The organism is Metabacillus sp. YM-086 (genome assembly GCF_048059995.1).
Taxonomy (GTDB): Bacteria; Bacillota; Bacilli; order Bacillales; family Bacillaceae; genus Metabacillus; species Metabacillus litoralis_B.
Map to the genome: position 1 here is coordinate 1 of NZ_JBLUOI010000102.1, position 13,846 is coordinate 13,846.

A 13,846-nucleotide genomic window follows, 5' to 3' on the forward strand; every position below is an offset into this window, starting at 1 on the left:
TTTGCGGTATCAACATTATGGGATGAGAACTCTATTTTCATTCCTGGGTTGAGAGCGAAAGATCATGAATGTTTTTTATGTAAAAGGCCATTTTAAGGAATAAGGTAACTATTTTTTCTTGAAAGAAATAATTTTTTTAGTTTTCCAATGAAGAAAGGTAGTATAAGGGAAAAAACAGGATAAAGAAATTTATGGGTGTCATTAAGACACTTTAATAGATGTAGATTCAATATTAATAAGGCGAATGGTGTAGCAGTTTTTTAATCTGCCATGCCATTTTTTATTAGTCAATATCTTACAAGAGTGCCTTAATCAAATGTGTTACACTAACTATCGGAAATCAAAAGGAGGTTGGTTGTATGGGTCAAGAAGAAAGAACAGTACGTTTTGATCATGATTTACAAGTAGAAGCATATCGTTTTGAAGGCATTATGCAAAAGTTTCCGAACCACTTCCATGAATATTATGTGATTGGGTTTATAGAGAGTGGACAAAGACGATTATCTTGTAAGAACAAAGAATATGTAATAGGTACCGGTGATATTCGGATGGTCAATATATAAAGGCATATAGAGAAGCAGAATATGAAATAAGAAGTCCTTTTGGTGGTTTCTTTGATGGACAAGAAGGGATTATTAAAATTATTATATTTTCTTTATTAAGTATTTTAGCTATTTTTCTCATTTATAAAGTGATAAAGAATAACCGTGGAAGAGGTTAAAAACTTTATCGAACTAGTGTAGTGTTAGTTCAATATCCATCATCACTCTTCAGCAATAAGAAGCGCCTTGTTTAATAGATAGAAGTTTTTTTGAGGAGGTATAGACTAAAAAAAGCGACATAAACAATATGGATAAAAAATTAATAAAAAAGAGGGTGTTATCCCTCTCAGTGATGGTTCTTTGACAAGTTTTGTAGATAAATAAAAAGGTTTGTAACTAATTTTGAGCATATGGCTACGACATAATAACCTATAAAAAGGTGAAAAAAATTTGCTCCTCCATTTAATTGGAAGAACTCAGCAGCAACTAATAATGGCTTGAAAATAAAAGCAAAGAATAAGGACAAAACAAACATATACAAGTAATAATTCTTATTGTGTTTTAAGATCAATTGATACCAAAGTATATAAGTAACTGGTACAAATGATACGTCTAACGTAAAGCTTGCAGGGAGAATCGGAAGAACTTTATATGGGTAAAACCAATATGCTTTGCTTGCACCAAATACATCAACATAGGTAAAAAAACATGAACGTTATAACCATAGAAACACAATAATAAGGCTTTTCTTTTATTTATAAAAATTAAAAGAAAAATTAACGGGATAATTAATAATGCTAAAACAACCCAGAATTGCCAATGACTAAATGACGAGTAATCTTGCCAATAGTTTAACCATTCTTTTGAATGAAGTAAGTCTATTTTCTGTAATTCATCAATTTTATTCTGTTATTGTTTATCCATAGTAAAAATCTCCTCAACAATTTATGAAGTTATTTTTACCAAATCTGATAAATACAACTCATAAATTTTGAATAGTTAATCTTATATTGTCTAAACACAGAAAAAGGCTATTACCCATCGTTCGAATAATAGCCCTAAAGGAGAAAAAAGTTTGTAATAAGTCACTCTTCCAAGGTGACATACTACGATGAATATTGAAGATGATACTCATTAAAAGTATATTCAACATATTTTATTTTGAGATGGACAGTGGACTAGTCGACAATCGAATTAAATAACTTACTCTTTGCTACTTTGTTAGTTATTAAAAATAATAATATGGCAAGTTGCAAAACAGTAAAGTCAAGTTTGGAAAGTTTACTTAAAAATAGAAACATCACTTTTCAACTTAAACCTTTTTCCCTTCTGGGGGAAAAATTTGCTTTGAACAACATATATTTAGTATTTACAATAATAGGGCTATAATCCTTATTATTTTTTTAGGAATAAACTTAACAAGCTTTAATCTTGACCTTTATAAGAAACAATAGCTTATTCTCGAAGGTTCAGTATTAAAGGATAAGCACTTAATTTACACTTGTTCTATTTATTGACATGTTGTTTATGTCATTCTTTGCCTTTTCGTAGTCTACTACTGTAAGATGTATCATAAAGTTAATAACGTTGTCATACTCTCCACGTTTACGAAACTCATAGAAAATAATAGGTCTTTCGTGTTTTAAAATTGTAATAAATGAAACTAGACAAAGTTCGGATTTTGGACTTTTAATTCTAAGAAACTGTTTTAAAAAATTCAAAAAGTAAAACGTTGAATCTTTGTTATCCGGGTAAATAGTTAACAATTGATTGAATTTTTTTATTGCCAATTGTATTTCAGTACGTTTCATTATATCCCCTCCATTTAATAAAAAGGGGTTACCAATAGATATTCAATTAAGCTTAAGCTATTTATCTTGGCAACCCGACTGTCATAGTCATAAGACTTTAGACTCGTGGCTTTGCGTCCTTACCTTTCGGCAAGTTTGCCTTTTTCAACCATACATTGGATTTTAAAGACTTTTATACTATATTTCAACAAAAATCTACAAATAAATAATTTCTAATTTACTATTATTGCATCACAGATAATCTACCAAGTGTCAGAATTCGGAATAAAAATCGTGAATTTATTAATTAGCTCAATAGAAGAAGTCAAAGAAAATCCTTTACGTGGAATAAGTTCAAGCTATTTTTCAATAAGTACTCACTGCCTTCACCTAGTATTAAAGTATATATTATATATTTATGAATTTAGATAAGAGATGAATGATAACTGAGAGGATCCGTGTGCATTAATAGTGCCAAGCACGGTTCTATGAGGGGGTGGAGCACAATTAACCGTAAGGTAGAAAGGCTCAACTCTAATCGACAATCTTTACGGTAGAGTCTTTCTATATAAAAATGGACAATTGTGTTCAATTAACCATAGGGTCTTGGCTGATTAAAATAGGCTAGTCATATATGATGACTAACCTTTACTTTATCCATTTATATCTCATGAATAAATTTTACTATTTTAAAATTTAAACGAAGGTAAAGTTAACTCATGAAAGTGAGTGAACAAAAACTGACTCTCTAAATGACCGTGGTATAATTCAAGTGCTGTCATTGCCTCACTTTCTATTGCCTTAATTCTACAGATTTCATAAAGAATATCGGCTTTCAAAAGACCTTCATAGTCATTTTCCAAAAGATCCAAAGCATTGTAAAATAGAGAAAGAGCTTTATTGGTATCATTCAATAGGTTTTTATAAAATTTGCCTTCTAAGTAAAAGTTTCTAGAGCGAATTATTTTACAGTCTATATCAGCAAGAATAGTTTTTGATTTATTAATTAATTTTTTGATAAATTGAATATCAGGGCTGTTTTCTAATAAAACATAGATTCCTAATTGATATATGGATAAACTAGTTTCTTTAAATTCATCCATTTGAAAAACCATTTCAGCATCAATCCAAAATATTTCTTTTAATTTAGTAGCTAATTCTGCTTCTGGATAAGAAGTCATAATAGTATAAATAGTTAAAGCCCAGCCTCTAAAAATTCCCTCTTTATCGTTCTTTAGATGAAGTTTTTCTCTTAATAAGAGCAATTCTTCTCTAATATCCCCAATTTTTATATTCTCTAGATATCTAATAAGTAAATTAATATATTCTGTTTCAAGAGGATAAATTAAATGATGATTGACATTATTTATACTCTTTAGAGCTTTTGAATAGGATCCAATATAGAGATAAAGGATAGATAGATTAAAATATATGTTATCTCTTTCTTCCTTTGTAATAGTAGGACTTTCATTTGAGAGAGCCAAAGCTCTGTCAAGTAAGTTTAAACTCTTAGATATCCTTTTTTCGTCGAACCAAATACTTGCGATCGCATTATATGCTTTTAATTTCAAGCGTAAATTGTAATTATTGTTTTCTTCCAAATTAATTACTTTTAATAAGTATTCTTCTGCTTTTTTATTATTATTTTTTCTTAAACAATAGATTCCATTAAGGAATTGATAATCAATATCTCTACTTTTAATTTGATAAGTATCAATTTTGTTCTTAAAAGTTGAGAGTTCTTTTTCTACATAATGCCATTGTTTTAGACCAATTAAATCTTTAATTTTTTGTATTTGATAGTCAATTTCTCTTAACCTTTCATTAATGTTCGGATCAGAAAAGTAACTTATGGGTGTATTTAGTTTTTCACTAAACTGATTTAAGTCCTGATTAGATACAGGAGTATTCCCGTTTTCTATATTACTTAACTTGCCAACAGAACAAATTCCCTTAGCTAATTCTCCTAAGGTCATACCTATTTCTTTTCTTTTCGCTCTTATTTTTTCTCCGATGTTGTTATGTCTAGGTATTTGATTGCTCATATAAATTCTCCTTTTTCATTTCCTGATCAAAGTAAATATCAATACTATTTTACTATGTCTATGATAATAATCGTAATCTTAGTGTGTTCTTGTGTTAAAGAATTACTCTATTTATAAGAATAAATGAATTTTTTTGTATTTTTTTTAAAAAATAACGTTGAAATTTTATTTGTTGATGCTATAATTTAATTTATAATTCAAACAAATAGTTCAAAAGTCACTTTAATTGTAAGGTCTAATGTCTGATGTAGAGCAGTGAACCTGTCGCTTATTAACATTACTTTACTTATTATTAAGGAGAATTAGGAATTTTAGTAGCGTACCTGCTAAAACACTAAAACACTTCCTTTCTAGAACGGGATACGTCTAGTAAGAAAGTGTTTTTTTGTTGGGATATTAATTATCAGAAGACTTATTGAGCTTGTATTGTAAGCACTTATAAAAGGCGGAAAGAGGGAAAAGCATGTTTAAGAGGAATTCATTTATGAAATTGAACTTAAAATTAGGGGCTAAAATAAACCTTATTGTTTTGGGTATTGTCCTGTTACTTTCTATTGTAATAGGCGTTGTAGTTGTTCGGGAAGTTACAGATGGTATAAAAACATTTGCAATTGAAAAAGCAAAAGGGGATCTTGCTTTAAGTGAACGTTATATTAACAACAAGTATCCAGGTGAGTGGCATATTGATAACGGAAAATTACTTAAAGGTGATGAATCATTCAATGATAACTATGAAGCTGTTGATAAAATAGGGCAAGATACTGGGGATACTGTAACAATATTTCAAGGAGATACACGAATCGCAACTAATGTGAGAGTTAATGGAGATAGAGCTGTTGGTACAAAAGTGTCACATCAAGTCGCAGATGCTGTGCTAAAAGAAGGCAATAACTATTATGGTCAAGCAACTGTGGCTGGGCAAACCTATCAAACCGCTTATATGCCAATTAAAGATAAAAATGGAGAGGCAATTGGTATTCTCTATGTAGGAGCCCCACAAGCAATTATAGATGATATATTGTCCTCTTTTTTAACAATATTTTTAATTTTAGTGATTACTATCATTATAATTGCTACTTTCATTGTTTTATGGTTTACACGAGGATTAACTAAACGACTTACTACTATTTCATCAGCATTAGAAAATGCAGGATACGGTGACTTTACTACAACTATTATTGATGAAACTGGTGATGAACTAAGTGATCTTTCGAAAAGTTTTAATAATATGAAGGAAAACCTAAGTGATTTGATCCAAAATGTTATGAAATCCTCAGAACTAGTCGCATCTTCTTCAGAGGAATTAACTGCTGGAGCTGAACAAACTAGTAAGGCTACAGAACATATTACAGATTCAATCCAACAAATTGCAAATGGATCAGAATCTCAAACACAAAGTGTTGAAGAAAGTGCTCGTGCTCTTGAGGAATTATCCATAGGGATTGCAAACATTGCTGATCGTTCTTCATTACTGGCAGAGTCTGGCGTGGAAGCTAGTGATCGTGCAAAACAAGGTGGAGTATATGTTCAAGAAACCGCTGAACAAATGAACACTATCCATTCTTCAGTTAATGAAACCAGTCATGTTATTAAATTGTTGGATGAAAGATCAAAGCAAATTGGTGATATTACGAATGCAATAACAGATATAGCTAATCAGACAAACCTATTAGCCTTAAACGCTACAATTGAAGCGGCACGTGCAGGGGAACATGGAAAGGGATTTGCTGTAGTGGCTGATGAAGTTAGAAAACTAGCTGAACAGTCTCAAAGTTCAGCTAACCAAATCTCTGAATTAATTGTACAAATACAAAATGATATGACTCATTCTAACAACTCGATGGAGCAAGTTAAACAAGAAGTACAGAATGGATTAGGTATTGTGTCTAAGACACAATCAAGTTTCGATGGAATATTAGGATCAATGGATGCAATGGGGAAACAGGTTGATGAAATGGCAGCAACTGCTCAACAAATGTCAGCTAGTACTCAAGAAGTATCCGCAACTGTAACAGGCATAACAACTATTTCAAGAGATTCCTCTAAGCACAGCCAAAGTGTAGCTGCATCCGCAGAAGAACAATTAGCTTCAATGGAGGAAATCTCTGCTTCTGCTACAAGCTTATCAAAAATAGCATCTGAATTAAAAAATACTGTAAGCAAATTCAAAATTAGAAATGGATTGACTTTAAAATAAAAAGGGGCGAGGAAGAATATCCCTCATGGTTTATATTCGTGTTTATTATAAGGGTAATTCTCTAAGAACTTTCGATGATTTTGGAGTGCAAGACTAAAAATTTCCTTGATCAGATGGATTAACGCTATTTGATAAAGCTGTTAATAGTATACAGATAGTTTTTAACTATGGGGGTTAATAAAAGAGATGAAAATGAGAACCTATAAACACTGGACAACAAAAGAAGATTTTAAATTAATAAATTTACGAAATAAAGGTAAAAAGTATAGAGAAATTGCTGATATCATGGAAAGGTCTCCTTTAAGTGTTGAAAAAAGGTACAGAAAAATAAAATATCTAAACATGTATGCTGTTTCTCAATAAAGGAGAATTGATATGGAGAATATTAAGGAACAACTGTCAAACAACATAGAATTAGTACGTGAAGAAATGTTGCAAACTGTTTTAAAATATGGATTACAAAATGAAAGAACAGTAAAGCTTAGTCAAAAATTAGATAGGTTGATTGTTGCATTTCAAAAAGTATATTAACAAGTTCTTGTGACGACAGATTTTGTCTTGGGAAATCTAAATTGGGGTGAGTCTTACTCTTTTTTACATGCGGTTTTTAAAGTGAGCGAAGCGTGTATACCATTGGTGCATACACCAAATGTTGAGTGGTGATAAAGTTGTTTAAATTCTATAAAGTCGTTTAGAAATTGAACGAACTAGATTATTATATCTTCGATTGAGGGAATGTCGTAATTTATATTATATATAAAGGTTCTTATTAATAAAATCTTTCGAATAAATACATCTGAGTAGTATGTTCTAGTGATTCCATAGACCAATTACTATTTTTGTGCTTTAATATAGGTATATCAGCTTATAAAATCGACAGATTTCGAGGAAGTTTGACACTTTCCATTGGTGGTTCTTCACCAATTTAATATAATAATATATGAGTTGAGAGGGAAAAGTCTTATGGGAAAGAAAGTGAAACAATTTTTCAGTAATTTTAAAACAAAACTAATTTTATCATTTTCATTAATTTTAATTATCCCATCACTTAGTATAGGAGTATTAGCCTATATATCTGCTAAAGATGCCGTAATAAAAGAAATATCAAATGCTTCGATTCAAAGTGTAAACATGCTTAATTCTAGTATTGAGAGTACGATTCTCCCCAAAATAAATGACATGAACGTTTTTTCTAAGTCATTAACATCATCTTCATATGATGGAGAGGATAGTCCGGAGTTAAGAAAAAAATTTGCCCAATATGCAGAGCTACATCCTGAAGCAACTAGCATTTTTGTCGGTACCGCTGAAGAAGGATTGTTTATTCAAGAACCAAAAGTTGCAATGGACCCAAATTATGATCCAAGAGAGAGATCATGGTATATCGACGCGATGGAAAATAAAGGGGAAATTATTATCACCGATCCTTACGTTGCTGCAGGAACAGATGATTTAGTTATTACAGTGTCTAAAGCAACAGAAGATGGATCAGGTGTTGTAGCTGTAAGTGTTCATTTAAACCACCTTCAAAACTTATCTAATTCTATGGAAATTGGTAGGGAAGGTTATGCAATTATCTTAGATAATACACGTAAATACATTGCTCACCCTAAAATTAAAGGTGGAACAGAAGCTACCGAAAGATTTTTTGAGAAATTGTATGAGAAAGAAAGTGGTAATTTTTCTTACACATTTGAAGGTGATCCTAAACGAATGTATTTCGTTACCAATAAAACTACTGGTTGGAAAATTGGGGGTACTATCTATGATGAAGAGTTTAGTCAAGCTACCTCTGGAATCTTCCAAACAACAACTATTGTGTTGGTTATAGCAATTTTATTTGGAGCAATTATTGTATTCGTTATAATCCGTTCCATTATTAAGCCGATCAAAGAGTTAAAAGATAAAGCAATAACAGTTAGTCGTGGAGATTTAACAGAGCAAATATCGATGAAATCGACTGATGATATAGGTAAACTGGGCGAAGCATTTAATGAAATGCAGTCTAATCTTCGTACTCTAATTCGACAAGTTGATAGTAGTGCAGACCAAGTTGCCACAGCTTCAGAAGAATTAACAGCAAGTTCAGAGGAAACTAGTTCGGCAACTTCCCTTGTTGCAACCTCAATTCAAGAAGTCGCAAGTAGTGCTGATAATCAGACAAAAGGACTCGAGCGAAATTCTCAATCATTAAAGGAACTTTCAGTAGGAGTTACGAGAATTGCAGAGAGTTCTTCAGAAGTTGCAGAGCTTTCATATAATACTACTAAACAAGCAGAGGAAGGTAATAAAGCATTACAAAATACTATGGGACAAATGCATTCTATTCAGGAATCTGTTTCAGAATCTAATAGGATGATACAATCCCTGTCTGAACGCTCACAAGAAATCACGTCCATATTGGATGTCATAACTGGTATTGCTGATCAAACAAACCTTTTAGCTTTAAATGCAGCCATTGAGGCGGCAAGAGCAGGAGAGCATGGTAAAGGATTTGCAGTGGTGGCTGATGAAGTGAGGAAACTTGCAGAGCAATCCCAAGAATCTGTTAAACAAATTTTTGAATTAATCCAGGTTATTCAAAAGGAAACGAATAGTTCAGTAGAAACTATGTCTCTTGTGACGAGTAAAGTTGAAGATGGGATGGATATTTCTAAAGAGGCAATGGATAAATTTAATGAGATCCTTACTAGTATGAGATCCATTACACCTCAAATAGAAGACGTTTCAGCAACAGCTGAGCAAATGTCTGCTGGTATACAGGAAGTTAATGCAACGGCTAATGAATTATCGATTATTGCGAAAAGTAATTCGGCTACATCTGAAGAGGTTGCAGCTTCAACTGAAGAACAACTTGCTTCTATGGAAGAAATTGCGGGATCAGCCAAATCCTTGTCACTTATGGCAGAGGAATTAAAATTATTGATATCTAAGTTTAAATATTAATAGTTATTATTTATTATAAGTAGATTATTTTAATTAGTAACACCTGAATAAGACATTAATAAAAGTGTTGTTCGGGTGTTTTTTTCGCTTAATTTTTTCCTAAATCATACAAGATTCCAATAGTAGCTAAAGATATACTTTGGTGGAGAGGCAGCTAGTCTTTAACTCTCAAACACTGGAGATATACCTAATGACTCACTGCAAATGGTTGAAGTGTACAGTTATCTGTTTTCAACAGGTATGTTAGGTAGGATATTTAAAAAAGCTCATTTTTCAGTGGGCTCTATCTCCTTTACATGATTCATTACACTCTCAATAATTTTATAAGTCTGGATTATCCTTAAGACTTTCAAGTATTAACTTACTTAACAACCTCAACCCAAAAACGTTGATATATCAATACTTATTTAACTCTATTAATTCCCCACCCAATTTTGACAGGGGAGGGGTCGGGGGCTCGAATCCCTCTCGGATCAACAGAGGTAGAAGCTTCAATCCCTTGGTTACCTCTGCAAAGAAACAATGGTAAGTACTAAGGAGCGGACACCAATTCCAACTACTATGTAATACAAAAATGAATAAAGGTAATTCCACTTTATGTAATAGACTAAATGAATCCACTCACAAAAAGGCTCTCCGATAAAGGCGTAGATTAAAGCGATAATTAATAGAGCGATGGAGTAGGTTTTCCATGTTCTAAAATAATTGAATAATAACATAAAAGCAATTGGGACCATTGAGACATCAAATGGAAAGGCACGAGGAATAACCGGTAAAAATTCAACAGGATATTCCCAAAAACTAAATTGTAAACCAACCGTATCTAACAATATTGTGATGATGATAATAATTGAACCATAAAGATATGACTCTACAAGCAAATCTCTTTTAGCGAATTTAAGCCATATAAACCAAGGGACAACTAAAAAAACCAGTAAAATCCACCATTCCCATGATAAAAACTCATTCTCTAACCACCCTCTAACATCTAAACGATAAAGGTGGTCTTCTAATAAACGTATCTTATCCATGTTTTCGAAGCGCGCATCCACTTACATCACCTACAATGACTTTATAATATGTTTAAAATAACCATTACCAGAAGGAATATTCACAAAAATGAACTTACAGAGCGTGAAAAGCTTTGGTTATATTAAACAATTAATGCATCTAATACAGGAATGGTTTATAAATTTACAAAAAAAGAAGATGCTTTTATTCATACGATGTGTGTAGGGGAGGGACTAAAATATAATAAGATCGAAGAATTAATGAATAGGTCTCCACTATCGTGAGAAACACTATCGAAAGGTTAAAGCAATTTCATAATAGTTTACAAGAAAATATAGGAACAGATAAAAATACAAATTAATATGGGGGAATGGGAAAGCATTTTAATTGGCTCGTTAATCGCTTCAAACTATAACCTAGTAAGGAACTATTTTCTTTAATAATAAAAATAGTTCCTCTACTAGGTTATAGGGTCGGTAAATTCATAGCTGTCTGGATATTCTGTAAATTAAGTTGAATTTGTTCCTTGGTATCATAAGCATGGTACCAACCTTTTGAGACCATATAGTTCGATATTTTTTCATGCATGTCAAGGGCTTCCTCTAAGTGGCGAGTAAGAGTGTGTTTAATTTCAGGTGTACCTGCTTCAGTAACTGCCATTGCATAGTTTCTAACACCACTTTTTGCTGAAATCAATAAGTCAGTGGCTATGACTTGATCAGACATTGCATTCATGCCAGTAAAATTTTCTACGATTGAATTCATGTTTTATTCATCTCCTAACTAGTGCATTCCTTGTGCTTTAGATAAAATAGAAGAATATTCATCTAACTGACGACTTGATATCGTAATGTCCTGCTGCATGATGTCTTTTAGATCTTGGTCGGATACGAGAGCTCTCATCGTTTTGGATTTGGTTAAGCAGTTTGTTTTAAATGAGGCTATTTCCTGAACTTCAAGCACTTCATGTAAAGCATAATCCATACTGATATCTCCTTTCTTATGGTTTTAGTACGACTTTAATACAATTGTCTGTTTTTGTGTCAAAAATTTCATATCCACGTTTCGCTTCACTTAGTGGAAGAACGTGACTGACTACATCACTAGGATCGATCTTGCCAGTGGAAACTAGATCAAACATATACGGCATATAGTGGATCACCGGAGCTTGTCCAGAGCGTATATTTACATTACGCTGCATGATGTCTCCTAGTGGAAATCCGTTATATCGACCACCGTATACACCTGTAATTTGGATGGTTCCTCCTTTACGAACAGCTTGAGAAGCCATAACAATGGCACTCATGGCACCACCCTGAAGCTTTAATCCCGTAGCTAGGAACTCCATTTCTGTCATTTTTCCATCCATGCCTACTGCATCAATGACAACATCTGCTCCACCTTTTGTGATTTCCTTCAGGTAACTTCCTACATTCTCATGATCTTCAAAATTAACGATCTCAACTTTATTTGTACGTTTCGCATGCTCTAATCGGTAATTAACATAATCAACAGCTATTACTCTTTTTGCTCCCTTTAACCAACAAAATTTTTGAGCAAAAAGGCCAACTGGCCCACATCCTAGAACAACGACAGTATCTCCGTCTTTTACACCAGCATTATCAACACTCCAAAAGCCAGTGGTCATTGCATCTGCAATAACACTTAATTTCTCATCTGGTTCTTCACAGGTTTCTGGTATTTTAAAGTGAGTAAAATTGGCAAAAGGGACTCTTAGGTATTCAGCTTGACCACCTGGGTAACCACCTGTAGTACCGGAATAACCGAAATAGGCCCCCATATCACCATTATCATTTGAATTATCACACTGGCTCTCGAGGTTGCTTTTACAATATTGGCATTCACCACAGGCAATATTAAAAGGAATAATGACGCGGTCTCCTTTTTTTAAATTAGTTACTTGTGGACCAACCTCTTCAACGATCCCCATTGGTTCATGCCCAATCACATAGTCTTCTTGCATATTTGGGATCATTCCATGGATTAAATGCAAATCAGAACCACAAATCGCCGTACTTGTTACTTTAATAATCATGTCGTCGGGTTTTTGGATTTTTGGATCTTCGACTTCTTTCACTTCTACATTTTTGATGCCTTGATATGTGACGGCCTTCATGCTATATAACCTCCAGTATTAATGTTCATCGGGTGTACGGTCAAACATACCTTTTCGATTGGTCTCAACAGGAAATAGGTTCATGTTTCCAACCATAATTGTGTTGTTGGCAGAAAGCTGATCCAATTTATATTGCTCTTTTAAATCATGTGGATGAAACCATTTTTTCTCAATCATAAGCTCAGTAATTTCTTGATGCATGGCGATGCTTTGTGTTAATTGCTTTCGCAACATGGCTCTTAAGTCAGGTGAAGAGGTTTCGGTTAAAGCCACAGCTGTATTTCTAACTGCCTCTTTTGCACGGATAAGAAAATCCATTGCAAAAGTCGTGTCTGCAAGCTCAGGAACATGTAGCGAATTAATCGGGTCTAAATAGTCATTGTTCACTGCTTATAACCTTCCTTTCAGTTGATAATTGGTGTTGGACGATTTTGTGGGACAGGAGCTTCAAAAGGCGCGCGTTGATAAATTGCTTGTAACTCACTAAGTGCCTGGATGGATTGATCAACATCTTTTTTCATTAGGTTTCTAAGGTCTTGATCAAAAGCTAGTCCTTGCATTAACTTTGATTTTGCGACACAAAGTGTTTTAAAGTTAATTACTTCATGTAAGTCCAATGATTCGTGTGGAGCTAATTTTTGAGAATCCATTCAAAGTTATCCTCCTTTTTAATTTAGTACTTGAGTATTTTGCCCGACATAGGATAAAAAAACCTGAAAATTATTTGTGATAAATTGTAAAAAAATTGGAGGTTACTTAATAGATTGGTTGTATAATTTTAAAACGAAAGGCTGTTTAACATATGATGGATACCGAATTGCTGAAATTAGCGAAGGAAGTATTAACATCCAAAAGGCCAACAGAGATGCAAAGTAACATGAAGTAGCACTTACAATAATGGAATTTGGTAGAGGTAGTCAATTAGATCCGCAAGTAATGAACAATTTGTGAGATTGCTCATAAATAGTGATATAAAGAATAACAGATAAAGAAAGTACCCAAATTTTTTGAGTACTTTTACTAATACTTATAGAAAAATTAGGACTAAATAATTTATGAAATATCCAAGTTATAAACTAGGACATTAAAAATACTAGTATGTAACAATTAAATAAATGAAAGTAATTAATACTCCCGTACATTCTAGATATACCAATTTTTACCATAATGGTTTTGAA

General features: G+C 32.7%; 12 protein-coding genes, 2 pseudogenes and 1 riboswitch. Of the genes and pseudogenes, 5 read left to right on the forward strand and 9 right to left on the reverse strand.

Features of this window, described 5'->3' with window-relative positions; all coding sequences use genetic code 11:
• Positions 1 to 359 precede the first annotated feature (359 nt).
• Positions 360 to 557: pseudogene (locus tag ACEWK1_RS24945) on the forward strand (AraC family ligand binding domain-containing protein); the annotation flags it as partial.
• Positions 558 to 888: 331 nt separating this feature from the next.
• Here ACEWK1_RS24945 and ACEWK1_RS24950 read toward each other — a convergent pair.
• The 3 genes and pseudogenes from ACEWK1_RS24950 to ACEWK1_RS24960 form a co-directional block, all read right to left on the reverse strand.
• A pseudogene (locus ACEWK1_RS24950) lies at positions 889 to 1,185 on the reverse strand (hypothetical protein); the annotation flags it as partial.
• An 847-nt stretch (positions 1,186 to 2,032) separates the two neighbouring features.
• Positions 2,033 to 2,353, reverse strand: coding sequence for a hypothetical protein (locus tag ACEWK1_RS24955; RefSeq protein ID WP_212136207.1), 321 nt, complete (start codon positions 2,351 to 2,353; stop codon positions 2,033 to 2,035).
• A 65-nt stretch (positions 2,354 to 2,418) separates the two neighbouring features.
• Positions 2,419 to 2,503: riboswitch (cyclic di-GMP riboswitch) on the reverse strand.
• Between the two features lie 518 nt (positions 2,504 to 3,021).
• Positions 3,022 to 4,377, reverse strand: a complete 1,356-nt coding sequence (locus ACEWK1_RS24960) for a helix-turn-helix transcriptional regulator (RefSeq protein ID WP_212136208.1) — start codon at positions 4,375 to 4,377, stop codon at positions 3,022 to 3,024.
• A gap of 484 nt (positions 4,378 to 4,861) precedes the next feature.
• On the opposite strand from ACEWK1_RS24960, the gene ACEWK1_RS24965 reads away from it, so the two are divergent.
• The 4 genes from ACEWK1_RS24965 to ACEWK1_RS24980 all read left to right on the forward strand — a co-directional run bounded on the left by ACEWK1_RS24965 (position 4,862) and on the right by ACEWK1_RS24980 (position 9,520).
• Positions 4,862 to 6,574 (forward strand): methyl-accepting chemotaxis protein, encoded by a 1,713-nt coding sequence (locus ACEWK1_RS24965; RefSeq protein WP_212136209.1) that lies wholly within the window; start codon positions 4,862 to 4,864, stop codon positions 6,572 to 6,574.
• A 186-nt stretch (positions 6,575 to 6,760) separates the two neighbouring features.
• Positions 6,761 to 6,937: a Myb-like DNA-binding domain-containing protein gene (locus ACEWK1_RS24970; RefSeq protein ID WP_212136210.1), complete on the forward strand. Its 177-nt coding sequence runs from the start codon at positions 6,761 to 6,763 to the stop codon at positions 6,935 to 6,937.
• Between the two features lie 12 nt (positions 6,938 to 6,949).
• Entirely contained in the window at positions 6,950 to 7,105 is a 156-nt protein-coding gene (locus ACEWK1_RS24975) for an aspartyl-phosphate phosphatase Spo0E family protein (protein ID WP_212136211.1), read from the forward strand.
• Positions 7,106 to 7,537: 432 nt separating this feature from the next.
• The gene (locus tag ACEWK1_RS24980) at positions 7,538 to 9,520 is read left to right on the forward strand and encodes a methyl-accepting chemotaxis protein (RefSeq protein WP_416636751.1); all 1,983 of its coding nucleotides are present in this window, start codon (positions 7,538 to 7,540) and stop codon (positions 9,518 to 9,520) included.
• 503 nt (positions 9,521 to 10,023) lie between these two features.
• Here the strand turns inward: ACEWK1_RS24980 and ACEWK1_RS24985 are convergent.
• The 6 genes from ACEWK1_RS24985 to ACEWK1_RS25010 all read right to left on the reverse strand — a co-directional run bounded on the left by ACEWK1_RS24985 (position 10,024) and on the right by ACEWK1_RS25010 (position 13,318).
• Complete coding sequence (locus ACEWK1_RS24985) at positions 10,024 to 10,572, reverse strand: CBO0543 family protein (RefSeq protein ID WP_416636752.1); 549 nt, start codon at positions 10,570 to 10,572, stop codon at positions 10,024 to 10,026.
• Between the two features lie 424 nt (positions 10,573 to 10,996).
• A complete protein-coding gene (locus tag ACEWK1_RS24990; protein ID WP_416636753.1) occupies positions 10,997 to 11,296 on the reverse strand; it encodes a spore coat protein in 300 nt (99 codons plus the stop codon).
• Positions 11,297 to 11,314: 18 nt separating this feature from the next.
• A complete protein-coding gene (locus ACEWK1_RS24995; RefSeq protein ID WP_416636754.1) occupies positions 11,315 to 11,515 on the reverse strand; it encodes a hypothetical protein in 201 nt (66 codons plus the stop codon).
• Between the two features lie 16 nt (positions 11,516 to 11,531).
• Positions 11,532 to 12,668: a zinc-dependent alcohol dehydrogenase gene (locus tag ACEWK1_RS25000; RefSeq protein WP_416636755.1), complete on the reverse strand. Its 1,137-nt coding sequence runs from the start codon at positions 12,666 to 12,668 to the stop codon at positions 11,532 to 11,534.
• A gap of 18 nt (positions 12,669 to 12,686) precedes the next feature.
• A complete protein-coding gene (locus ACEWK1_RS25005) occupies positions 12,687 to 13,055 on the reverse strand; it encodes a spore coat protein (protein ID WP_416636756.1) in 369 nt (122 codons plus the stop codon).
• A 17-nt stretch (positions 13,056 to 13,072) separates the two neighbouring features.
• Positions 13,073 to 13,318, reverse strand: a complete 246-nt coding sequence (locus tag ACEWK1_RS25010; protein ID WP_416636757.1) for a spore gernimation protein GerQ — start codon at positions 13,316 to 13,318, stop codon at positions 13,073 to 13,075.
• Positions 13,319 to 13,846 lie beyond the last annotated feature (528 nt).

Excerpts from the sequence above, each read along its gene's own strand:
- ACEWK1_RS24955 (WP_212136207.1), bottom strand. The coding sequence starts at position 2,353 with ATGAAACGTACTGAAATACAATTGGCAATAAAAAAATTCAATCAATTG.
- ACEWK1_RS24960 (WP_212136208.1), bottom strand. The coding sequence starts at position 4,377 with ATGAGCAATCAAATACCTAGACATAACAACATCGGAGAAAAAATAAGA.
- ACEWK1_RS24965 (WP_212136209.1), top strand. The coding sequence starts at position 4,862 with ATGAAATTGAACTTAAAATTAGGGGCTAAAATAAACCTTATTGTTTTG.
- ACEWK1_RS24970 (WP_212136210.1), top strand. The coding sequence starts at position 6,761 with ATGAAAATGAGAACCTATAAACACTGGACAACAAAAGAAGATTTTAAA.
- ACEWK1_RS24975 (WP_212136211.1), top strand. The coding sequence starts at position 6,950 with ATGGAGAATATTAAGGAACAACTGTCAAACAACATAGAATTAGTACGT.
- ACEWK1_RS24980 (WP_416636751.1), top strand. The coding sequence starts at position 7,538 with ATGGGAAAGAAAGTGAAACAATTTTTCAGTAATTTTAAAACAAAACTA.
- ACEWK1_RS24990 (WP_416636753.1), bottom strand. The coding sequence starts at position 11,296 with ATGAATTCAATCGTAGAAAATTTTACTGGCATGAATGCAATGTCTGAT.
- ACEWK1_RS24995 (WP_416636754.1), bottom strand. The coding sequence starts at position 11,515 with ATGGATTATGCTTTACATGAAGTGCTTGAAGTTCAGGAAATAGCCTCA.
- ACEWK1_RS25000 (WP_416636755.1), bottom strand. The coding sequence starts at position 12,668 with ATGAAGGCCGTCACATATCAAGGCATCAAAAATGTAGAAGTGAAAGAA.
- ACEWK1_RS25010 (WP_416636757.1), bottom strand. The coding sequence starts at position 13,318 with ATGGATTCTCAAAAATTAGCTCCACACGAATCATTGGACTTACATGAA.